The organism is Rhizobium sp. R635 (assembly GCF_002211285.1).
GTDB lineage: Bacteria > Pseudomonadota > Alphaproteobacteria > Rhizobiales > Rhizobiaceae > Rhizobium.
In genome coordinates, this window is record NZ_LOKX01000001.1 from 559,021 (window position 1) to 580,660 (window position 21,640).

General features: G+C 62.5%; 22 protein-coding genes. 14 read left to right on the top strand and 8 right to left on the bottom strand.

Translation table 11 applies throughout. The features are described 5' to 3' along the window. Positions 1-79: 79 nt before the first annotated feature. The 3 genes from ATY78_RS02660 (at position 80) to ATY78_RS02670 (ending at position 2,264) form a co-directional block, all read left to right on the top strand. The gene (locus tag ATY78_RS02660; protein ID WP_088680772.1) at positions 80-628 is read left to right on the top strand and encodes an HdeD family acid-resistance protein; all 549 of its coding nucleotides are present in this window, start codon (positions 80-82) and stop codon (positions 626-628) included. Positions 629-825: 197 nt separating this feature from the next. After that, a complete protein-coding gene (locus ATY78_RS02665; RefSeq protein WP_088680773.1) occupies positions 826-1,068 on the top strand; it encodes a type II toxin-antitoxin system ParD family antitoxin in 243 nt (80 codons plus the stop codon). A gap of 197 nt (positions 1,069-1,265) precedes the next feature. Further along, a complete protein-coding gene (locus ATY78_RS02670) occupies positions 1,266-2,264 on the top strand; it encodes an NAD(P)H-quinone oxidoreductase (protein WP_088680774.1) in 999 nt (332 codons plus the stop codon). Here ATY78_RS02670 and ATY78_RS28080 read toward each other — a convergent pair. Next, a complete protein-coding gene (locus ATY78_RS28080; RefSeq protein ID WP_190237373.1) occupies positions 2,245-2,409 on the bottom strand; it encodes a hypothetical protein in 165 nt (54 codons plus the stop codon). The genes ATY78_RS02670 and ATY78_RS28080 overlap by 20 nt on opposite strands. A 74-nt stretch (positions 2,410-2,483) precedes the next feature. Continuing rightward, on the bottom strand, positions 2,484-3,695 hold the full coding sequence (locus ATY78_RS02675) for an MFS transporter (protein WP_088680775.1): 1,212 nt from the start codon (positions 3,693-3,695) through the stop codon (positions 2,484-2,486). A 544-nt stretch (positions 3,696-4,239) separates the two neighbouring features. Between ATY78_RS02675 and ATY78_RS02685 the strand changes: the two genes are divergently transcribed. After that, the gene (locus ATY78_RS02685) at positions 4,240-5,247 is read left to right on the top strand and encodes an asparaginase (RefSeq protein WP_088680777.1); all 1,008 of its coding nucleotides are present in this window, start codon (positions 4,240-4,242) and stop codon (positions 5,245-5,247) included. 28 nt (positions 5,248-5,275) lie between these two features. Beyond that, positions 5,276-6,265 carry a hypothetical protein gene (locus ATY78_RS02690; protein WP_088680778.1) on the top strand — a complete coding sequence of 330 codons (990 nt, stop codon included), beginning with the start codon at positions 5,276-5,278 and terminating at the stop codon, positions 6,263-6,265. Positions 6,266-6,309: 44 nt separating this feature from the next. Here the strand turns inward: ATY78_RS02690 and ATY78_RS02695 are convergent, their stop codons facing one another. Beyond that, a complete protein-coding gene (locus tag ATY78_RS02695; protein ID WP_088680779.1) occupies positions 6,310-7,065 on the bottom strand; it encodes a DeoR/GlpR family DNA-binding transcription regulator in 756 nt (251 codons plus the stop codon). Between the two features lie 140 nt (positions 7,066-7,205). Between ATY78_RS02695 and ATY78_RS02700 the strand changes: the two genes are divergently transcribed. Then, positions 7,206-7,562 carry a DUF4406 domain-containing protein gene (locus tag ATY78_RS02700; protein ID WP_088680780.1) on the top strand — a complete coding sequence of 119 codons (357 nt, stop codon included), beginning with the start codon at positions 7,206-7,208 and terminating at the stop codon, positions 7,560-7,562. Positions 7,563-7,663: 101 nt separating this feature from the next. Continuing rightward, positions 7,664-8,284, top strand: coding sequence for a glutathione S-transferase family protein (locus ATY78_RS02705; RefSeq protein ID WP_088680781.1), 621 nt, complete (start codon positions 7,664-7,666; stop codon positions 8,282-8,284). On the opposite strand, the gene ATY78_RS02710 is transcribed toward ATY78_RS02705, so the two are convergent. Then, complete coding sequence (locus tag ATY78_RS02710; RefSeq protein ID WP_088680782.1) at positions 8,275-8,628, bottom strand: MmcQ/YjbR family DNA-binding protein; 354 nt, start codon at positions 8,626-8,628, stop codon at positions 8,275-8,277. The genes ATY78_RS02705 and ATY78_RS02710 overlap by 10 nt on opposite strands. A gap of 39 nt (positions 8,629-8,667) precedes the next feature. Then, positions 8,668-8,865, bottom strand: coding sequence for a hypothetical protein (locus ATY78_RS02715; RefSeq protein ID WP_088680783.1), 198 nt, complete (start codon positions 8,863-8,865; stop codon positions 8,668-8,670). Positions 8,866-8,998: 133 nt separating this feature from the next. Between ATY78_RS02715 and ATY78_RS02720 the strand changes: the two genes are divergently transcribed. Then, positions 8,999-9,895, top strand: a complete 897-nt coding sequence (locus tag ATY78_RS02720; protein WP_088680784.1) for a LysR substrate-binding domain-containing protein — start codon at positions 8,999-9,001, stop codon at positions 9,893-9,895. A gap of 1 nt (position 9,896) precedes the next feature. On the opposite strand, the gene ATY78_RS02725 is transcribed toward ATY78_RS02720, so the two are convergent. Next, positions 9,897-10,562, bottom strand: a complete 666-nt coding sequence (locus ATY78_RS02725) for a glutathione S-transferase family protein (RefSeq protein ID WP_088680785.1) — start codon at positions 10,560-10,562, stop codon at positions 9,897-9,899. Between the two features lie 246 nt (positions 10,563-10,808). After that, positions 10,809-12,179 (bottom strand): TIGR03808 family TAT-translocated repetitive protein, encoded by a 1,371-nt coding sequence (locus ATY78_RS02730; protein WP_088680846.1) that lies wholly within the window; start codon positions 12,177-12,179, stop codon positions 10,809-10,811. Positions 12,180-12,420: 241 nt separating this feature from the next. On the opposite strand from ATY78_RS02730, the gene ATY78_RS02735 reads away from it, so the two are divergent. Next, positions 12,421-14,721 (top strand): GGDEF and EAL domain-containing protein, encoded by a 2,301-nt coding sequence (locus ATY78_RS02735; RefSeq protein ID WP_088680786.1) that lies wholly within the window; start codon positions 12,421-12,423, stop codon positions 14,719-14,721. Between the two features lie 3 nt (positions 14,722-14,724). On the opposite strand, the gene ATY78_RS02740 is transcribed toward ATY78_RS02735, so the two are convergent. Continuing rightward, positions 14,725-15,696: a glycerophosphodiester phosphodiesterase family protein gene (locus ATY78_RS02740; RefSeq protein ID WP_190237369.1), complete on the bottom strand. Its 972-nt coding sequence runs from the start codon at positions 15,694-15,696 to the stop codon at positions 14,725-14,727. 117 nt (positions 15,697-15,813) lie between these two features. On the opposite strand from ATY78_RS02740, the gene ATY78_RS02745 reads away from it, so the two are divergent. From ATY78_RS02745 to ATY78_RS02765, 5 genes are all read left to right on the top strand, one after another. Then, complete coding sequence (locus ATY78_RS02745; protein WP_088680788.1) at positions 15,814-16,617, top strand: alpha/beta hydrolase; 804 nt, start codon at positions 15,814-15,816, stop codon at positions 16,615-16,617. Between the two features lie 51 nt (positions 16,618-16,668). After that, positions 16,669-17,679, top strand: coding sequence for a ligase-associated DNA damage response exonuclease (locus tag ATY78_RS02750; RefSeq protein ID WP_088680789.1), 1,011 nt, complete (start codon positions 16,669-16,671; stop codon positions 17,677-17,679). A gap of 202 nt (positions 17,680-17,881) precedes the next feature. Then, on the top strand, positions 17,882-19,507 hold the full coding sequence (locus tag ATY78_RS02755) for a cisplatin damage response ATP-dependent DNA ligase (protein ID WP_088680790.1): 1,626 nt from the start codon (positions 17,882-17,884) through the stop codon (positions 19,505-19,507). Between the two features lie 119 nt (positions 19,508-19,626). Continuing rightward, positions 19,627-20,550 (top strand): alpha/beta fold hydrolase, encoded by a 924-nt coding sequence (locus ATY78_RS02760; protein ID WP_088680791.1) that lies wholly within the window; start codon positions 19,627-19,629, stop codon positions 20,548-20,550. A gap of 185 nt (positions 20,551-20,735) precedes the next feature. Beyond that, the gene (locus ATY78_RS02765; RefSeq protein WP_088680792.1) at positions 20,736-21,542 is read left to right on the top strand and encodes a L,D-transpeptidase; all 807 of its coding nucleotides are present in this window, start codon (positions 20,736-20,738) and stop codon (positions 21,540-21,542) included. The last annotated feature ends 98 nt before the right edge of the window (positions 21,543-21,640 follow it).

Genomic DNA, 21,640 nt, shown 5'->3' on the forward strand with positions numbered 1-21,640 from the left:
CTTTCTCGGGCTCATCCCTCTTCGGATCTTTCCCCGGTCAATTGCTGCAACATATTCAAATCCTACCGGGAGGTGCGTTATGGCCGATGTCTTCAACGGGATGCCCACATCCTCTCTGCAGTCGAAATGGATCTGGTTCGTCGGCCTCGGTGTGCTGCTGCTCGTCTGCGGCTTGATCGCGCTCGGCAATCTGATGCTCGCCACCGTCGTCTCGGTCTATTATGTCGGCATGCTCATGCTGTTCGGCGGCGTGATCTATCTCGTTCATGCATTTCAGGTGCGCGGCTGGGATCACGTGTTGTTCTGGGCGCTGAGCGGCCTGCTTTACGTGCTCGCCGGCATCTGCGCCTTCATCAATCCCATCCTGACGTCGGCGGCGCTGACGCTGTTTCTCGCGATCGCCCTTCTCATCGCCGGCGTTTTCCGCACTTGGGTCGGCAGGCGCATGAAGCCCGCCAAGGGCTGGGGCTGGATCGTCGCAAGCGGGGTCACTACGGCGCTGGCCGGCTTTGTCATCGCGCTTGGCTGGCCGGTAAACAGCCTCTGGATCCTCGGCCTTTTCCTGGCCGCCGATCTCATCCTCCAGGGGTGGACGATGATCGCCTTCGGCTTCGGTATCCGCAGATGAAACAGTGGAACGGTTTCTTTTTTGACAAGGCCACGACAGGGGATTAAACTTTAAGGGTTACGGCCTTTCGACTTGCGGGATCGCCTCCGCGTGCGAATGCGTCAGGGCATCGGCGAAATATCGTCGAAGATGCCGAAAATGGTCATACGTCCCCCATGAGGCAGGATTCTGCCTGATCGAAAGTAGGGAGGAAGTCCATGCCGATGGTCACCGTTTCCATCTCTCCGCAGCAAGCGGCGGGCATCCGTGCCGCCGTCGACAATGGCGGTTATGCCTCGAGCAGCGAGGTCGTCCGCGAGGCGCTTCGCCTCTGGGACACCGCCCGCAAGATGGGAGAGTTTCGCGGCGATGTTCTCGATGACGAGGGCGTCCAGTCCGGCGGCAGATGCGTCGCCGACATGTTTGCCGATCACGAGGCGGAACGCCGCCGCTCCGCCTGAGCAAGCTTTTGATTGCATTGGAAAATTTAATGAACGTGAAACGCGTGGGAGGCTCGAGCGCGTTTCACAAAACTTTCATATTGGCGAAAGAGTTTATACTTCCTGGGCGAGGCGAATTGACGCCCTTGCCACTTCCCGCCTTCCCAAGGCTCTGGGGCTGATCTATTCCGAACAATCGGGATCAGGAGGGTCGCGCCATGTCACTGCCTCAGGAAATGCGTTTCGTCGATCTGCCGTCCTTCGGCGGGCCGGAGGTGATGGCGATCGGCAAGCGTCCGCTGCCGGTGCCGGGCGAAGGTGAGGTTCTCCTGCGTGCCGAAGCGATCGGCGTCAACCGTCCCGATATCGCCCAGCGCCAGGGCAGCTACCCGCCGCCCAAGGATGCAAGCCCGATCCTCGGCCTGGAACTCTCGGGTGAAATCGTCGCCGTCGGGCCTGGCGTCAGCGGCTATGGCGTCGGCGACAAGGTCTGCGGCCTCGCCAATGGCGGCGCCTACGCCGAATATTGCATCCTGCCGGCCGGGCAGATCCTGCCTTTCCCCAAAGGATATGACGCGGTGAAGGCCGCGGCCCTTCCCGAAACCTTCTTCACCGTCTGGGCCAATCTCTTCCAGATGGCGGGTTTGACGGAAGGCGAGACGGTGCTGATCCATGGCGGCTCCAGCGGCATCGGCACGACGGCGATCCAGCTTGCCCGCGCTTTCGGCGCCGAGGTCTATGCGACCGCGGGCTCGAAGGAAAAATGCGAGGCCTGCGAAAAACTCGGCGCCAAACGGGCGATCAACTACCGGACCGAGGATTTCGCCGAGGTGATCAAGGCCGAAACCGGCCAGGGCGTCGATATCATCCTCGATATGATCGGCGCGGCCTATTTCGAGCGCAACCTCGCCTCGCTGGCCAGGGATGGCTGCCTGTCGATCATCGCCTTCCTTGGCGGGGCCGTCGCCGAAAAGGTCAATCTCGCGCCGATCATGGTCAAGCGCCTGACGGTCACCGGTTCCACCATGCGCCCGCGCACGGCCGAGGAAAAACGCGCCATCCGCGACGATCTTCTCTCCGAGGTCTGGCCGCTGCTGGAGGCGGGCACCATCGCGCCCGTCATCCACAAGGTTCTCGCCTTCGAGGAGGTGGTCGAGGCGCACCGGCTGCTGGAAGAGGGCAGCCATGTCGGCAAGGTCATGCTGCGCGTCGGCTGAGTGTCAGCGAGACACCGACGGCCAGAATGCCGGGTAAAGCCATCATGAGATAAAGCCAGTGCGCGGCCGAAAGCGCACCCGCGATGCCGCCCGGCTCGACGAGACCGGCGCCGTTGGCGATGCCGAAGTCGAGCGCAGCGAACATATCCTGGTCGGGGCGCGGCGCTGCGCTGCGCCTATCGCATCAGGCCGCATTGACCCTTAAAAGCACGCGGCACTTCAGGCCGGCTGCTGCGCCTGTCGCTTGTTGCTTTCGAGATAGAGCAACGCGCCGATCGCCGCCAAACCCGCCGCCGCGCCGACGAAGGCGGTTCCGGAATAATCGGTGATTTCAGTGCCGAAGGCGAAGAGCCCGGCGCTGATGCCGGCTCCGATGAAGCTGTTGAGCGAGATCAGCGAGCTTCCGAGCCCCGGCCGGTCGGCGATCAGGTCCTGCAGATAGGTGATCGGCACGCTGAGGATTGCTGCCACGCCGCAGGCATTGACGAGGAGCAGCGCGTAGACCTGCCAGCGCGCCGAAACAAATCCGAGCAGCAGCAGATAGGCGCAGTAGATCAGCGAGCCGAAGGCAAGCACATGCACCGTCCGGAAGCGGCGCTGCGCCATGCCCCACATCATCATGAAGGGCATTTCGAGAAAGGCCGTCAGCCCGGCCATGAAGCCCACGTCGACCACCGTGCCGCCTGCCGCATGGATAATGATTAGTGGCGAGAGCATGCCGTTCAGCCGCTGCAGCCCGACGAGCATCGACATGACGAGGACGCGCGCCAGCACATAGGGTACGAAGATCCGCTTCAGTGACGCGATGAAGCCGACTTGACTGGAAGCAGGGCCCGCCGAGCCATTTCCGGGCGCGAAGAAGAAATACAGGCAGAAGCAGGTGCAACTGGCGAAGGCCGCAATCCCATAGGCCGGCGTCATCGACGGCGAATTGACGAGATAGAGGCCGATCAACCCCGGCGCCAGCGCCCACGAACCGGAATAGAGCGCCCGCACCATGGCCGTGATCGCCGCCGCCCGGCCGCGGTCCATCTGGTTGGTCCGGGCGCGCAGGCTGGCGAAGAGCAGCGAATAGGTGGAATTGCTCATCGGCACCAGCAGAAGCGTCGAGAGAATGAAGACCGCAGGGCTGTGGGTGAGCGCGATCGAGCCGAAACCGAGAATGCCGGCGACGGAAAGAGCCAGAACCAGCGGCCGCCGCTCCTTCAGCCTGTCCGACCAGATGCCAAGCGTCAGGCTCGTCGTGACGTTGACGATCGCCGAGACGAAGACCAAGGCCGAATAGGCGCCGTTGCTCATGCCCAGTTCATTGATCCCGATGATCGACTGGTAGGGCACCGTCGAGGCATAGGTGAAGGCGAGCGCGACAAGCGTTGCTGCTGGAATGCGCAGCCTGTTGTCGCCAAGGATCAAAGAGAGGGTGGATGACATGAGGGCGGTTCCTGATCCACCACTCTTAGCCGCATCCGACACATCAGAGAAACGATAGTTTTCGATCGTTTCAGTCAATTCCTGTGATGAGTATTTACGTTAGATTTTCGCTGTCAAACCGGAGAGCCAGAAGTCGATTTGCCCGAACGGAAGAACGTTCCGGAGGAAACCGACCAGAGCTGCCGCAATGGACATCAAGGCCAGCCCCACAAGCGCTCCAAGGATGATTCCGACGCTTGTCTTTTTCGGCCGGCGCGCCAACCAACACGCCAGGCCGAGAGAAACGGCCGTGAAAAATATTCCCAATATGGACTCTGAAATGGATAGGCCTGATTGCAAAACAATTCCTCGAAACGTGAGCTGGGTTGCAGGATAGCGTCTCGATGCTTCCAAACTCAAGGCCTGTGATAGCGGAGGTGGCGCGCTTGGCAGGAGGCGCTATTCCGCTGCGGACGCCCGAGCCCCGGCAAAGCGCTAACCCCGTTGGCTTTCGCGCGCCGACGCGGTATGCCTGCCTCTCCCCGCAGCACCTGGATGAGAGCCCATGACCAATCCCGTCACCGTTGAAGTCACCCGAGGCTTGCTCGTCGAAAGCCGCCATCGCGGCGCGGTGGCCGTCGTCGATGGCGATGGCAAGCTGGTCTTCTCTGTTGGAGATATCGACGCCGTCGTCTTCCCGCGCTCGTCCTGCAAGGCGATGCAGGCCCTGCCGCTGGTCGAAAGCGGTGCAGCCGACGCCTATGGCTTCGGCGACAAGGAACTGGCGCTTGCCTGTGCCTCGCATAATGGTGAGGACGAGCACGTGGCGCTTGCCGCCTCCATGCTGTCGCGGGCCGGCCGCGATGCCGGAGCGCTGGAATGCGGCGCCCATTGGTCGATGAGCCAGAAGGTCTTGATCCATCAGGCCCGCACGCTCAATGCGCCGACTGCGCTTCACAACAATTGTTCGGGAAAACATGCCGGCTTCATCTGCGCCTGCTGCCATCAGGACATCGATCCGAAGGGTTATGTCGGCTACGACCATCCTTTGCAGGCCGAGATCCGTGCGGCGATGGAAAGCCTGACGGGCGCCGTGCTCGGCGCGGAGAGCTGCGGCACGGATGGCTGCTCCATTCCGACCTATGCCGTGCCTTTGCGCGGCCTTGCGCATGGATTTGCCAAGATGGCGACCGGCAACGGCCTGGAGCCCTTGCGCGCCAAAGCCTCCCGCCGCCTGATCGAAGCCTGCATGGCCGAGCCCTTCCACGTCGCCGGCTCCGGCCGCGCCTGCACGACGCTGATGCAGATCGCCCCCGGCCGCATCTTCGTCAAGACGGGCGCCGAGGGCGTCTTCTGCGCCGCGATCCCGGAAAAGGGCATTGCCATTGCGCTGAAATGCGAGGACGGCACGACCCGCGCCGCCGAAGCCATGGTGGCAGCCACACTGGCCCGCTTCTTCGAGACGGAGGAAAAGGTCCACGCAGCCCTGACGGCCTTTGCCACAACCTCGATGCGCAATTGGAACGGCATCCATGTCGGCGATGTCAGGGCTACCTCAGCTTTGACTGAGTGAGCGCGGATTCAACGAGGAAAATATTTGGATGGCAAGATTCGGGTCGTTCGGCGTCGCTGCCGTCGTGGCATTCGGTGCAGGGGTTGGGGGCGCGCAGGCGGCGGAATCCTCAAGTGGTTCGACTAACCCGCTCCTCGGCGGTTTGACGGCTGAGTCCAAGTGCCAAATCCTGGTCGACGCGATGCGCGACAACAACCAGACAGTTATCAATGAGGGTGCCAATGCCGTCGTTGTATCGCTGATGGAGCATTTCGATGTCATAAGGGAGAAATTCGGCGAGAGGGAAGCTCAGCAGCTTCTTGAGCGATCGTTCAAGGGATGTCTCAGCCATCCCGATGAAACAATCTTCAGCCAGGCGCGCGCCTCGTTTCAATCGATTCTTCAAGAGATCAGCCAGCCTGGGTACGGCGACGAACCTGGGCTGGATGATGTCGCTGTCCCCGCAGATGTACAGGCAACGGCCGCAAAACTGCAGGCGATATTGCCCAACGGACCTGTCGCACTAGAGGCCAGCATTACGAGGACGAGCAGCACAAGACCCGGTCACCCTGTCACCTTCGTCGTCAAACCAAGTAAAAGCGGCACGACCCGAGTTCAGGAAGTCTATAGTCCAAGCTTCGTCATGGACCGTGAAGAGCTCGGTCCGGTGCAGCTGAAGTCCAAAAACAACCAGCGGGGCTTTTATGGACCTCAAGAGAACGAGAGGATAACGATCACGACAGCATTGGCGTTGACCGCCTCAACTTGGGTTGCTGGTGCCTCCTTTTCCTTCGATACGGAGATGTCGGGAGGAGCTGGGCACCGGAAAACCTCCTGCACAATTGGCCAGTCGGTCGAAGCGAAGACTGTCCACCCCACTCTTGAAGGCCACGCCTGGCCGCTGCAGTGCGAAGATGCAAGCTGGAAGGAAAGCGGATATTATATCGAGGAGCTTCGCTACTTCTTAGTCATGCACAGTCAATCCGATGACCTCGGCGCCTCTGACTACGCGATCGACCGGATCGAAATCACACGTTAAATCATAGGCCGAAGTGTCACGCTATTCGCTGACACGCAGGGCGATCAGGCCGCGGCGATCGTGCCATTGAGATCGCGATAGGGCTTCAGCCGTTCGGCCGTCGTCTCCGCCGGCACGATCAGTCCGGCCACATCGGCAACGCCAAGCACCGGGCAGGGGGAGACGAGGTCGAACTTTTCTTCGGTCAGCAGGACGTGGGTTTCGGCCGAGCACCGCGCGATATGCCGCTTGATGGCCGCTTCCTCGAAATCGCCGGTGGAAAGCCCGTGCACCGGATGCGCCGCCGTCACGCCGAGGAAGAACAGGTCCGGGCGGAGTTGCGAGATCGCCGCCGCCGCCGCCGCCCCCACCGCCACCATCGAATGTTTGTAGAGCCGTCCGCCGGTGAGGATCACCTCGGCCGTCGGATGATGCTCCAGTTCGGCGGCGATCGTCGGGCTGTGGGTCGCAACCGTCAGCGGCATGGTGCGCGGCAATTGCCTGGCGATCTCCGCCGTCGTCGTGCCGCCGTCGAGGAAGATCATCTGTCCCGGCTTGACCATCGCCGCCGCCTTCGCTCCGAGCCGGGCCTTGATCTCTGATGAAACGCTGCGCCGCGCAGTGAAATCAGGCAGTTCCGGCGCCAGCGGCATCGCGCCGCCATGCACGCGTTTCAACAGCCCCTCCGCCGCCATCTCCCTGAGGTCGCGCCGGATCGTGTCCTCCGAAAGCGCGAACTCCTCGGCCACGCGCTTGGCGATCACCTGGCCGTCGCGGCGCAGGATGTCGAGAATGAGGCTCTTGCGTTGTGTCGTGAGCATTCGACCCTCTGCATGAAGTTGAATGAAATGTCGTGAATATGCACAAGTAGACTCGACATTCAAGAAATATCGTGCATCTTCACGAAGTCCCGTGCATGAGGCCGGGGGGGTCCCGCATCAAAGCGGTGAAGGAGTGGACGATGTTGATTTTGATTGCCGGCCCTTATCGGTCGGGAACGGGCGATGACCCGGAAAAGATGGCCGCCAACCTGAAGCGGCTGGAGGAACCCTCGCATGCGCTGTTTGAGGCGGGCCATGTGCCGATGATCGGCGAATGGGTGGCGCTGCCGATCTGGCACGCCGCCGGCGGCAGGTCGGTCGGCGACGCGCTCTACGAAGAGATCTTCCACCCGGTCGCCGGCCGTCTGTTGCAGCTTTGCGAAGGCGTGCTGCGCCTGCCGGGCGATTCCAAGGGCGCGGACAACGATGTGCGGATTGCGAGAGAACGCGGCATCCCCGTCTGGCATCGGCTGGAAGACGTGCCGGGCTGCGGCTGAATGCGAGGGAGGAGCCGGAAATTGCCGGCTCCTCCTGATCCCGCCGGTTCCGGCTCGCCCACCCCTGCGCTATAAGGCGTGCCGAAAGGGAGTCGAGAACCATGCTGACATTGTATTACGCCTCGGGAACCTGCGCGCTCGCCAGCCTGATTGCGCTGGAAGAATCCGGTCTGACCTTCGAAGTCAGGAAGATCAGTCTTCGCGACGGTGAGCAGCGTTCGCCGGAATTTCTGAAGCTCAATCCGAAGGGGCGCGTGCCGGCGCTCGTCACCGATCGCGGTGTGCTGACGGAAACGCCGGCGATTCTGGCCTACATCGCCCATATCGCGCCGGCCGCCAAGCTGGCGCCGCTCGACGATGCCTTCGAATTTGCGAGATTGCAGGCCTTCAACAGCTACATCTGCTCGACTGTGCATGTGAACCATGCCCATCGCCCGCGCGGCTCCCGCTGGGCTGATGATCCGGCGGCGATAGAGGCGATGAAGGCCAAGGTGCCGCAAAACATGGCCGATTGTTTCACGCTGATCGAGCAGACCATGTTCGAAGGACCGTGGGTGATGGGCGAAGCCTATTCGATCGCCGATCCCTATCTCTTCACCATGACGGGCTGGCTGCCTTCGGACGGTGTCGATGCCGCCCGTTTCGAAAGGGCGAGCGATCACCACGCCCGCATGCTGCAACGCCCCGCCGTCCAGCGGGCGCTGGCCTACGATCAGGCCTGAAAACCTGCGGCAAGCTTTTTCGGCGCCCGGAACAGCCAGGCGCCGATCAGCCGCAGCCGCAATTCCTCGTCCCCGATCATTGCCGCTCGTATCGGCAGATGTGGCCAGCCTCGATAGTGATCGGTCTGGAAGTAGATCTCGGGCGCCATTTCGAGCAGATGATCCTTATCGTCGAGCCCAATCGAAATCACGATCGTCTCGGCGTTCTTCACCGCAACGAAACTCTTGCCGGCCACCTTCAGCGCCGGGTTCCCATAGGACGTGCTTTCCTCGATATCGGGCAGGCCGGCTTCCGCCGCCAGCCGCTTCAGGCGCTCGAAGATCGCATCGACATCGTCGGCCATGGCTCCGCCCTTCTTCTCGGGTCGAAGCCTAGCATGTTTTTACGCGCATTTCGCCAATTGCGGTTTGGTCTCGGCGCCATAGGCTGCCGGCATGCCGAGCGGCAGATCGGCGATTTCGCGCATCGACATGCGCTCGACCTCCGGGTGCTGCAGCGGATCATTCTTCCATGGCGGATCTGCAACATCGGTGCTGGTCAGGCTGAGGGCGGGTTTCAAGAAAAACTTCAGCAATGACATGGCATGCCTCGCTTTCTTCAAAGGGAATCTGGGAGCTCAGTGGCCAGCGCCATTGAGCTTGCTATGTGCAATATCGGCCCCGATGGTCAGATTTTCAATTGAGATTGACGAGCCTCTGTTATAGAAAAACTATATGAAGAACCTGAACTCGGTGCATCTTAACGGCCTGCGCGCGCTGGAAGCCGTCGGGCGTCTCGGCTCGCTCCAGGCGGCGGCTGAAGAGCTCGGCGTCTCGGTCGGCGCCGTCAGTCAGCAGGTCATCAAGGCAGAAGCCCAATTGGGTTTGGTGATCTTCGAGCGCACCGCCAGAGGGATGATCGTCAGCGAAGCGGCCCGGCCCGTGCTCTTCGCGCTCGGCGAGGGTTTTGCCCGTCTTTCGGCGGCCGTGTCGATCGCCCAGCGCAAGGACGATACGATCCTCACCATATCGGTGGCGCCGGTTTTCGCTGCCCGCTGGCTCGTCTGCCGGCTTGACCGCTTCGTCGAACGTCACCCGGACATCAAGCTGCGGCTGGACGCGACGACCAATCTCATCAATCCGGCCCTCTGCGACGTCGATATCGGCATCCGCGTCGGCGCCGGCCAGTGGCCGGATGTGAAGGCCGAACTGCTCTTGCAGCAGGAGGTCTTTCCCGTCTGTTCGCCCGAGATGGCCGCGAAATTGAAGAAGCCCGCCGATCTTCTCGAACTGCCGGCCATCATCGATGGCCGCGCCATGTTTTCCTGGGAGGTCTGGATGCGCGAGGCGGGCCTGTCAGGCGCCACGCTTGCGACCCGCCACGTCTTCAACGATGCCTCGCTCTGTCTCGATGCGGCCATCGCCGGGCAGGGCGTCATGCTTGCCTGGCAAACGCTGGCCGCATTTGCGCTCGCCGAAGGCCGGCTGGTCGCCCCCTTCGGCATTCGCGCGCGTACCGGCTTCGGCCATTACTTCGTCACAGCCGATGGCGTGCGCGAGCCGAAGAAAGTCAGAGATTTCAAGGCATGGATCCGCGAGGAAATGGCCGGCACGCTGACCCTTTTCCCGTAGTTTAAACCTCGACCGGCTCCTTGCCGCGGGCCGCCTGCATGGCTTTGTAGGCCGGGCGGGATTGGCAGCGTGCGATCCAGGCCTTGATGTTCGGATGCGCTTGGAAAAGGGCCTCTTCGCTCTGGGCGTATCGCAGCACCTCGGCGATGTTGAGGTCGGCGACGGTAAAGCGGTCTCCGACAATCCACTGCCGGCCGGCAAGGTGGCTTTCGAGAGCCGCGAACGGCCGGCGCAGCGAGCGGCAGGCGACGGCGATCGTCTGCTTGCCGTCCTCGCTGTTTTCGAGCCCGTTATCGTAGGTGAGCACGATCTTCACCGTTTCGGGTTCGACCTGCGATGCCGCCCAGACCGTCCACATCGTCAGCAATCCGTCTTCTTCGACGGTTTGTCCGGAAAGCGGCCCGCCATGCTTGCGCGCAAGATAGAGATTGATCGCCAGCGATTCGTGCATGACGAGATCGTCGTCCTTGATGCTGGGGATCTGCCCCATGGGGTTCACGGCGAGAAAGTCAGGCGAGTGGGTGTTGAGCGGCGCTTTATCGGACAGCGGGCTTGCCAGCCGCCTTGCCTGCAGCACCGGCACGGACTGGAACTGAAGCCCGAGTTCCTCCGCCATCCAATAGACGCGTGACGCACGCGACCGATAGACTCCGTAGATCGTCAGCATGAAAGATACCCCTCGATATGTCCCGGATGACCGTAAATGCTAGGTCAGTCCCGGAAAAGTCCTTGCCGCTGATGGAACGATGAAAGCTTTTGATGCTGCGCCGTTCCTCACATCACCGGCGGCGTGGGCGCCGATACTATTGTCTTCAAGGCGCTGGCCGACACGACGGTCGCCGTTGCGGCGGGGATTCGATCTTCGACTTTTCGAGCGGCGGCGACCGAAATGGTTCTGCGGTGTCGTTGCTTGTCAGGAGGTCCGGTTTCGCTCGACGGTGAGCTTCGCATAGGGCGAGCCGCCGCTTGCCAGTTCTCCCGACACTTTCTTCTCCCACTGAAAGCCGAGAACCGCTCCTTCGGAGGTTTCCTGAAACACATTGTCGGTAATGACGGCGGTTCCGGCGCCGTCGGCGACCGAGACCGCACATCCCACAGGCGTCTTGCGCACCACATTGCCGTTGACGATGACATTTCTGAGATAGGGACCCCAGCCGATCTGCAACCCCCAGCGCGGCGCGCCCTCGATCGCATTGCCTGAGATCAGCGTGTCGGCCTCCGCGGCAATGCCGATGCCGAAACCGACCTCGTGCTTATAGGGGCCTTTCAGCGTCAGGTTGCGCACCACATTGCCGGTGACGCTCGCGAGCCGCCCGCCCTCGTCGAAATTGGCGATCGAAATGCCGTTCGCCGCCCCGTCGATCAAATTGCCGGATACGACGGCGCCCTCGAAGGCGAATTCGACATAGATCGCCGTCTCGCCGGAGCGCCGGCATTGGTTGCTGTTGATCTGGATATCGGAGGCCGAATTGGCGCGGATCGCCGTGAAGGCGCAGTCGGAGATATGGTTGTTCACCACCATCACGCCGTCGGCGCGGAAGATATTGATGCCGTTGCCGTTTTCGCCGGTGCCGCCGTCATTGGCGCGAATGTTGGAGATGCGGTTTCCGGAGACGACCGTGCCATCCTCCGCCTTCTTCCAGCGGTGCACCAGGATGCCGCCATTGCCGCAATCAGAGACCGTATTGCCCGATATCGAAAGATTTGCCGATTCTACCGCATAGAGCCCGGATTGGGCCGCGCCCGAAATACGGCTGCGCTCGATCCGCCCGCCGCAGCGCTCCAATTGGACGCCGTGCTTGCGGCTGCCGCCGATCTCGCAATTGTCGATCAGCACCTCGTCGACGCCGGTGAACTGCAAGAGCCCGCCGGCGTAGTCGCCGAGCCGGCGGTTGCCGCCGTCGATGACGAGATTGGAAAGCTCGACCCGCCGTACGTTTTCGGCGGCGAAAAGGTGGCCTTCGCCGGTATAGACGATCCGCGACGCCCCGGGCACGCCTGATATGCGGGTGTTGTCGGGCAAGGTGAGGTTGGAGACCTTGTAGGTGCCGGGCGGCAGAAAGACCGGCACGTTCTCGCGCGCCGCCTGCTCGATCATCTGCTGAAGATTTCGCGTCTTGCGGTCGCCGCTTTCGGGAATGGCGCGATATTCCGCCGCGTCGATCGCGCCGCGCAGCTTCGGCTCGGCCGCCGCCGCCAGCGGCGAGGCGAGGGCGCGCGGCGCCATCCCTCCCGCAACGGCCGAGGCGGCGAGAAGCAGAAGCATGTCGCGACGTGAAGGCATTCCGGGATCTTGTGTCATGGCCGGCCTGTAGCAGAAAACATGCCAGGTCCGCATGTATCCTTTTGGTGCAGGCGGCCGAAATTGCAGTCACCGTCGCAGATAAGGGCAGGATATCGCCGTGGATATTGTCGTCTCGTTCACCCTTTCATTTAAGCAAGCCGAAGGAAATGCCGAATACTCTGAAAGAGAGTTTCATTGACTATGCGGGATACGGCCTTCGGCCGCCGGGGAGAATGGGGTCATGCCTGAATTGAGTGCCAGGCGATGGGAATCGACCGATGCCCTGACCGCTGAAACGCGCCGTATCGTGGCCGCGACGGAGGCAATGATGGCATCGACTGCCCACCATCTCTCCGAAGGCATCGAGAATCTGCGCCTCAAGGCGATCGTCCACGAGCTTCCGGACTTTCTGTACGTCAAGGACCGCGACAGCCGCTTCGTCTTCGCCAATGCCATCACCGCCAGTTGCCTCGGCCTCAAGAGCGCAGCCGAGATCACCGGCAAGCGCGATTTCGACCTGTTCGATTTCGAGACGGCTCGCCGCCACTTCGACATCGAACAGCAGATCATGGCGACGGGTGAAGCCCGCATCGACATGGAGGAGACGATCGCTCTCCCTGGGGCTGCCAAACCGATATACCGGCTGACCTCGAAGATACCGCTGCGCAACGATCGCGGCGAGATCGTCGGCCTGATCGGCGTTTCCCGCGACATCACCGAGCGCAAGCTGCAGGAGGATCTTTATCGCGGCCAGGCGAACCTGCTTGAAATGATCGCCCGCAACGAGCCGCTGCCGATGATCCTCGAGGCGCTCGTGCTGATGATCGAGGCGCAATTGACCGGCATCGACGGGTCGGTGCTGTTGCTCGACGGCGAGGGCACCAGGCTTTATCACGGTGCTGCTCCCAATCTGCCCGGCGGCTACAGCCGCCTCATCGACGGCGTCACGATCGGCCCCAAGGTCGGCTCCTGCGGCACCGCCGTTTGGCGGGGCCAGACTGTCATCGTCGAAGATGTGATGAGCGATCCGCTCTGGGAGGATTTTCGCGCACTGGTCGCGCCCTTCGGTTTCCGCTCCTGCTGGTCGACGCCGATCGCTACTTCGAAGAACAACGTGCTCGGCACCTTCGCACTCTATTCGAAGGAAGTCCGCCGGCCGAGCGAGCACGAGACGAAGCTGGTGGCGCTCGCCACCCACATCGCCGGCATCGCCATCGAGCGCAAGCGCGTCGATGACCGCATCCATTTCATGGCCCATCATGACGATCTGACGGGCCTGCCGAACCGTGCTTTCCTGAAGGAGCGGCTGGCCAATATCCTCGACCAGGCCCGGCGCAACAATCGCAAGGTCACCGTCGCCTATATCGATCTCGACAACTTCAAGGACGTCAACGACGGTCGCGGCCATGCCGCCGGCGACGAGGTGCTGAAGGAGATCGCGGTGCGCATGGTCAACAGCGTGCGGGCTTCGGATATGGTTGTGCGTCTCGGCGGAGACGAATTCCTTGTCGTTCTCGTCCACCAGTCGAGCCATGATGCCGGCATCATGCGCCGCCTTCGCGAGTTGCAGAAGGCGATCAATCGGCCGGTCCACGGCGAGGAAGGCGAGTTCATCGTCACGTCGAGCATCGGCGTCGCCTCCTTCCCCTTCGATGGTGTGACGTCGGAGGAACTTCTCGCCAATGCCGACCGCGCCATGTACCGAGCCAAGGAACTCGGCCGCAGCACGTTGCAATATCACGATGGCGTCGGCAGCACGCCAGTCGGGATGCCGCTCAGTGAGCGGGAGGAACTGCACCAGGCGATCACCGGCAACCAGCTTTTCCTGGAATACCAGCCGCAGGTCGATGTCGCCACAGGCCGCATCACCGGGCTCGAGGCGCTGGTACGCTGGAACCATCCGGCAAAGGGCAGGGTGCCGCCGGTCAATTTCATTCCGCTCGCCGAAGAGACGGGCCTCATCGTCCCCCTCGGTCTCTGGGTGCTGAACGAGGCGTGCCGTCAGGCCCGCCGCTGGCAGGATATGGGGCTGACGCCGATGACGATCGCCGTCAATGTCTCCGCCAAGCAGTTCGCCGATCCGGATTTCACGGCTCACGTCGCCGAAGCGCTTGAGCGTCACGGCCTGCAGTCCCATTGGCTGGAGTTGGAGGTCACCGAGAGCGTGGTGATGCATGATGCCGAACGCGCGCTCGCCATGATGGAATCGCTGCGTGCGCTTGGCGTGCGCCTGTCGATCGACGATTTCGGTTCCGGCTATTCCAGTCTCGCGGCGCTGAAGACCTTCCCCTTCGACCGCCTGAAGATGGACCGTTCGCTGGTCGAAGCCCTGCCGGGTGACAAGACCGCCGTCGCCATCGTCTCGGCCGTCATTTCGCTGGCGCAGACGCTGAAGCTTTCGGTTCTCGCCGAAGGTGTGGAGACCGACGCCCAGCTGGATTTTCTGCGCCAGGCACGCTGCGAGGAGGCGCAAGGCTACCGCTTCTCGAAGCCGGTTTCTCCTGACGAGATTGCCGCATTGCTCAAAGCAGGCAATCTCTGAGCTCTATTTGACAAGCTTGCCGATCGCCTCGATCTCGTTCGTCCATATGCCTGCCGCATAGTCCTGCGGCAGCCGCGCCAGTTGCGCGGGATCGTCGATGCCGGTGGAAAAATCGCTGCCGCGATAGGGGCCGATCACGAAGACCTCCGTTCCGGCATCCTCCATCCGGTTGAGGAAACGGTCCGGCCAGCCCCAGAGCCACGGCGCGATATTGACCGGCACCAGCATCATCCGATGTTTGCAGTCCTCCGGCATGAGACCCGTCCAGCCATAGCCGATATAGCCGAGCAGGCAGCCCTTCAGGCTCTTGCGCGAGGCCGTCCTGATATCGGGCACGAGCCGGCGCACCATATCGATCGGCTCGTCGCCGCCATAGACGATGATCTCCGCCCGCCGCTCGCTGGAAAGCCCGTTGAGCACAGCGGCCAGTTTTTCCCCTTCGGAAGGATCGCGGCTCTTGACGTTGATGAGGAAACGCCGGTCGGGAAAGGCCGAAAGCACCTCGGCAAGCGTCGGCATCATGCCGATGCCCTTGCCGCGGAAGGGAAAGGTCTTGCCGCCATCTGCGGTGTAGCCATAGCCGATGTCGAGCGTCTTCATCTCCGCCATCGAATGCTCGCGCGTGACGCCGTGTCCATCGGTGCGGCAATCGAGCGTCCAGTCGTGAAAGACGGCGAACTCGCCGTCGGTCGTCGGGTGCACGTCGATCTCGACGATATCGGCGCCGGCGGCAAAGCCTGCCTGCATCGACGGAATCGTGTTTTCCAGATAATCGTGCTTCGGCGGCAGCATGCGCGCGGCCGTGCAGGTGTCGTTCTTCAGATCGGTCTCGTCGAACCGCTGGGCGATGCCGCGGTGGGCGAGCAGTTCCGGCTTTCCAGGCCGATGCTCCGCCAGCAGGCTGGTGTTGTTGAGATAGATGCCTGTGCCGGCGACCGCAACCGTCGCCGCGCAAATGAGAAGCTTCCTGCCCAATGTCATTCCCCCTGATCGCGTTAAACGTGCAAGGGCTAGAAAGCGATTCCGGTTGTTCTTAGGCTCTTTTCCGGCTTTTCTATGCCATCGGTTTATTCGCAGGGCAGGACCTCTCTCATGGAACCACGCGACGACGAACTCACCCATTTTGAAGCGCATGGCGCGGCTCCCTTGCCGCCGGCCGCCGTGGAAGGTCATCTCGAACATGACGGCGCCCGCATATGGTATGCGACCTACGGCGCCGGCCCTGCGGTCATCCTGCTGCATGGCGGCCTCGGCCATAGCGGCAACTGGGGCTATCAGGTGCCGGCGCTCGTTCGCAGCGGCCGCCGCATCGTGCTCGTCGACAGCCGCGGCCATGGCCGAAGCAGCCGTGATTCCCGTCCCTATAGCTATGAACTGATGGCCGCGGACGTCCTCGCCGTCATGGACGAACTGCATTTGGAAAAGGCGGCCGTCGTCGGCTGGAGCGACGGCGCCTGCATCGCCCTGATCCTCGCGATGACGGCGCCCTCACGCATTGAGGGCATCTTCTTCTTCGCCTGCAACATGGACCCGAGCGGCACGCTGGAATTCGTTCCGAGCCCGGTCATCGACCGCTGTTTCGGCAGGCATGCCAAGGATTATGCGGCATTGTCGGCCACGCCTGACGACTTCGGCGCGTTCGTCGAGGCGGTTAGCCTGATGATGCGGACGGAGCCGAATTGTGATGCCTCCGACTTGGCCAAAATCCGCGTGCCGGTCGCAATCGTGCTCGGCGAGCACGACGAGTTCATCAAGCCGGACCATGCGGAATATCTCGCCCGCAGCATTCCCAATGCGCAGATGATCTACCTGCCTGGGGTCAGCCATTTCGCGCCGTTGCAGCGGCCGTCGCAGTTCAACGCCGCGGTGCAATCCTTCCTCGACGGGATCTCTTGATGAAGACGGCGGCCTCTGGCCTCGCGCCCATTTCCCGCTATCTCTCGTTTCATGAGAGCTGACGCGCTGCTTTATCCTGCCCCGGAGGGGCTCTACTGTCCGGAGGGCGGTTTTTACGTCGACCCGGTGCGCCCGGTCGAGCGGGCGCTCATCACGCACGGACATTCGGATCACGCACGGCCGGGGCATGTGAATGTGCTCGCCACGCGCCAAACGCTCGATATCATGCGCCTGCGCTATGGCGAGGGTTTCTGCGCCAGCGAGCAGGCAGTTTCCTTCGGCGAGGAACTGTGGGTGAACGGCGTCAAGGTGAGCTTCCACCCCGCCGGCCATGTGCTCGGTTCGGCCCAGATCGCCGTCGAAAAGAACGGCACCCGCATCGTCGTCTCGGGCGACTACAAGCGTCGCCCCGACCCGACCTGCACGGCCTATGTTCCGGTTCCCTGTGATGTCTTCATCACCGAGGCGACCTTCGGCCTTCCGGTCTTCCATCATCCCGACCCCATGGATGAAACCGGCAAGCTGCTGGCGTCGCTACGGCAATTTCCCGAGCGCACCCATCTCATCGGCGCCTATGCGCTCGGCAAGGCGCAGCGCGTCATCCGCCTGCTGCGCGATGCCGGATATGCCGAGCCGATCTATATCCATGGCGCCATGGAAAAGCTCTGTGACTATTACGTCGCGCAGGGCATCGATCTCGGCGAGCTGCTGCCGGCGACGATCGAGAGCCGCGACAAATCCGCCTTCAGGGGCGCCGTCGTCATCGGCCCGTCATCGGCCTTCGCCGACCGCTGGGCCCGGCGCTTCAACGAGCCGCTGCCGGCCTTCGCCTCCGGCTGGATGATGGTGCGCCAGCGCGCCAAGCAGCTCGGCGTCGAACTGCCGCTGGTCATTTCCGATCATTGCGACTGGCCGGAACTGACGGAAACGATCCGCGAACTGCACCCGGCCGAGGTCTGGGTGACGCATGGCCGCGAAGAAGCGCTGGTGCGCTGGTGCCAGCTGCAGGGCATCAAGGCCAAACCGCTGCATCTGGTGGGCTATGAGGATGAAGGGGATTGAAGATGGAGTTTGCTGCTGAAAACCCCTCCCCAACCCCTCCCCACAAGGGGGAGGGGCTGCCGCCTCGCGCCCATCGCATTCCATTCCTGACGGTCCGGCATGCAGCAACGTTGCTTTGGAGCGAGGCGGTGCCGCAGCTTAGCCCCTCCCACCTGTGGGGAGGGGTTGGGGAGGGGTCTTTTCTCCACGGCAGGAGGCGCCGATGAAAGCCTTCGCCGACCTCCTCGACCGCCTGGTCCTGACCCCCAGCCGCAACGGCAAGCTGAAGCTGCTCACTGATTATTTCCGCGACACGCCGGACCCCGACCGCGGCTACGGCCTCGCCGCCATTGCCGGTACGCTGGAGGTTCGCAACGTCAAGCCCGCCATGCTGCGCGAACTGGTGCTGGAGCGCATGGATGAAGTGCTGTTCCGCTATTCCTACGACTATGTCGGCGATCTCGCCGAAACCATCTCGCTGGTTTGGGACAATGAGAGGGATATAGACCGATCGGCGCTTGCCCAGCCGCGTCTCGGCGAGGTCGTCACCCGCATGAATGCGCTCGGCCGCACCGAAGTGCGCAGCTTCGTGCGCGACCTCCTCGACCGGCTGGATTCTTCCGGCCGTTTCGCCTTCATCAAGCTTGCGACCGGCGCCATGCGCATCGGCGTATCGGCCCGCCTCGCCAAGCAGGCGCTCGCTGATCTCGGCGGCAAGGACGTCACCGAGATCGAAACCCTCTGGCATGGCTTGCAGCCGCCTTACGAGACATTGTTCGAATGGCTGGCGGGCGGCGGCGAAAAGCCGGTGCTGGCGACGCCGGCGATCTTCCATTCCGTCATGCTCGCCAATGCGGTGGAGGAGGGCGATCTCGACAGTCTCGATCCGGCCGATTATGCGGCCGAATGGAAGTGGGACGGTATCCGCGTCCAGCTCTCCCGTTCCGGCGACCGGCGCAAGATTTATTCCCGCTCCGGCGACGACATTTCAGGCGCCTTTCCCGATGTTCTCGAGGCGATCGATTTTTCCGGCGTGATCGACGGAGAACTGCTGGTCGGCGGCACCGCGCGATCGAACAGCCCGACCCGCACCTTCTCCGATCTGCAGCAGCGCCTGAACCGCAAGACGGTGACGGCGAAGATGCTCGACGACTACCCGGCCTTCATCCGCGCCTATGACCTGCTCTTCGATCGCGAAGAGGATGTCCGCGGCCGCACCTATGTCGATCGCCGCGACCGCCTGGCTGAGATCATCGAGCGCGCGCCCCACGACCGTTTCGATCTGTCGCCGCTCGTTCCCTTTTCGTCCTGGCAAGAGCTCGACGATCTGCGCGCCGCCCCGCCCGATCCCGTCATCGAGGGCGTGATGATCAAGCGTCGCGACAGCATCTACCAGGCCGGTCGTATGAAGGGGCCTTGGTTCAAGTGGAAGCGCAATCCCTTTAATGTCGATGCGGTGCTGATGTATGCCCAGCGCGGCCACGGCAAGCGCTCCAGCTATTATTCCGATTTCACCTTCGGCGTCTGGGCCGATGATGAGGACGGCGAACAGCTGGTCCCCGTCGGCAAGGCCTATTTCGGTTTCACCGATGCCGAACTGGAGCTGCTCGACAAGTTCGTGCGCAACAATACCACCGAGCGCTTCGGCCCGGTGCGCGCCGTGCGTGCCGACAAGGATTTCGGCTTCGTCGTCGAAGTGGCCTTCGAAGGCATCAACCGTTCGACGCGGCACAAATCGGGCGTCGCGATGCGCTTTCCCCGCATCGCCCGTCTTCGTCCCGACAAGCCTTCATACGAGGCCGACAGGCTGCGCACGCTGATCGCCATGATCGACGCCAAGTCGGAGTGATCAGGCATCCCCTGCGCGACAATGCCGCAGTGCGATATTTTCAACAGGATGTGTATTGGCGGCATCGCTCTTCCGGTGCAAATCTTGTGGGGCCGGGGAAATGATTTGGGTGCTGCGTTATGAGCTCGCATGAACGAAATTCCTTTTTCCGCCAACGCCGGGCCGTGCTGGCCGGTCTCGCCGGCGCGCTCGTCCTGCCGCGCATCGCGGCGGCTTTCGACGTCCCGGACGAGCCGCGCCTTGCCAAGCACGACTACGCCGCGGTCCGCCGCCATTTCCACACGAAGCTGCTGAAAAAGGGGCCGGCGCCCGACAAGTACGAACCGTTGAATGCGCCCGCCGACGCCGACAAGATCTTCTACCGCTCCGGTTACGGAGGCGAACTCGAACTGGCGGCCTGGGTGTCCAAATACAAGCGCGAGCGCACGGCCAAGCCCGCCGTGCTTTTCCTCCACGGCGGCAATGCCATGGGTGTCGGCCACTGGCAGCTGATGAAGCCCTATATGGATGCCGGTTATGTCGTGATGATGCCGTCGCTGCGCGGCGAAAACGGCCAGATGGGCAATTTCTCAGGCTTCTACGACGAGGTCGACGACGTTCTCGCCGCCACCGAGCGCCTGGCCCACCTGCCGGGCGTCGATTCTCAGCGCGTCTTCATCGCCGGCCACAGCATCGGCGGCACGCTGACCATGCTGGCGGCGATGAGCACGCATAAATTCCGCGCCGCCGCGCCGATTTCCGGCAATCCGAACGCCTTCCGCTTCTTCAATCGCTATCCCGAGGATATCCGCTTCGACGACAGCGATACGCACGAATTCGAAGTGCGCTCGGCGCTGTGTTATGCCCATAGCTTCAAATGCCCGGTCCGTGTCGTCCACGGCACCGAAGAGGCCCATTTCAACGATCGCGCCGATCTGCTTGCGCGGCGCGCCCGCGCCGCCGGCATCCATATTGAAACCGACACCGTCGCCGGCAATCACACCTCGGCGCTGCCGGCCGAGATCGAACAGAGCATCCGGTTCTTCCATGGAGTGGCGGCGTGAGCTTGCCGGCCGGGCCCAGCGTAATGGATGATTGATCCTGTGAACCCGCCTCCGCTGACAGCGACGGCGGGTTCATTGTTTCCTGATCTTGCTCTTTCCGCCTCAACACAAGCCTCACGCCAGCCGCGGATGCCATTGTCGGGACAGATATCGCTGTCTCGCCGATCGTTGATAAGGGTGGTTCCATGAATTTTCTGCGCCGGGTTTTCCCGATTGCCGGGCTTGTGATCGTTGTCGCGTCGCTGAGCGGCTGCAACATCCTCGTCCCCGATGTCGCCGCCGATTCGCCCGCCCGCTTCGTGCAGGAAACCTCGCCGGTGTTCTATCAGCCGCCGGGTGTCGATCCGCGCCGGGTGCGGCCGATTCCCGATCAGCCGGTGCCGCAGACGCGTGAACTCTACAAGACCCAGTTCCACCAGACCTATGGCCTGCCGGTCTCCAATCCCGTGCATGCGGCGATGTATGGCGAGCAGCGCGACGAGGATTTCACCCTGCCGTCGATCCCGGTCAGCCGTGTGCAGCCGCAGTTCCTGCGCCAGGAAGTCGATTATCAAACGACCGAGCGCCCCGGCACCGTGGTCATCGATACCAAGTCGCGGTTCCTCTATTTCGTCGAGGGCAATGGCAAGGCGATGCGCTACGGCGTCGGCCTCGGACGTGACGGTTACGCCTGGTCCGGCCGCGGCGTCATTCAGTGGAAGCAGAAATGGCCGCGCTGGACGCCGCCGGTGGAAATGGTCTCGCGCCAGCCCGAGGTTCGTCCTTTCGCAGCGGAAAACGGCGGCATGAATCCGGGCCTTCAAAATCCGCTCGGTGCACGCGCCATGTATATCTTCAAGGACGGCCAGGATACGCTCTACCGCATCCACGGCACGCCCGACTGGCAGTCGATCGGCAAGGCCACTTCATCAGGCTGCGTGCGCATGCTCAATCAGGATGTCATCGATCTCTATAACCGCGTTCCCGCTAAGGCCGAGATCGTTGTGATGTAGCGCTGCAACAGCGCTACCCATTTGTCCGCCTGCAGCCGGACACGTCTGCGTGAAGCTATGGTTTATTTGGCGCAAGCCGATAGATCTTTTCTTGTCGT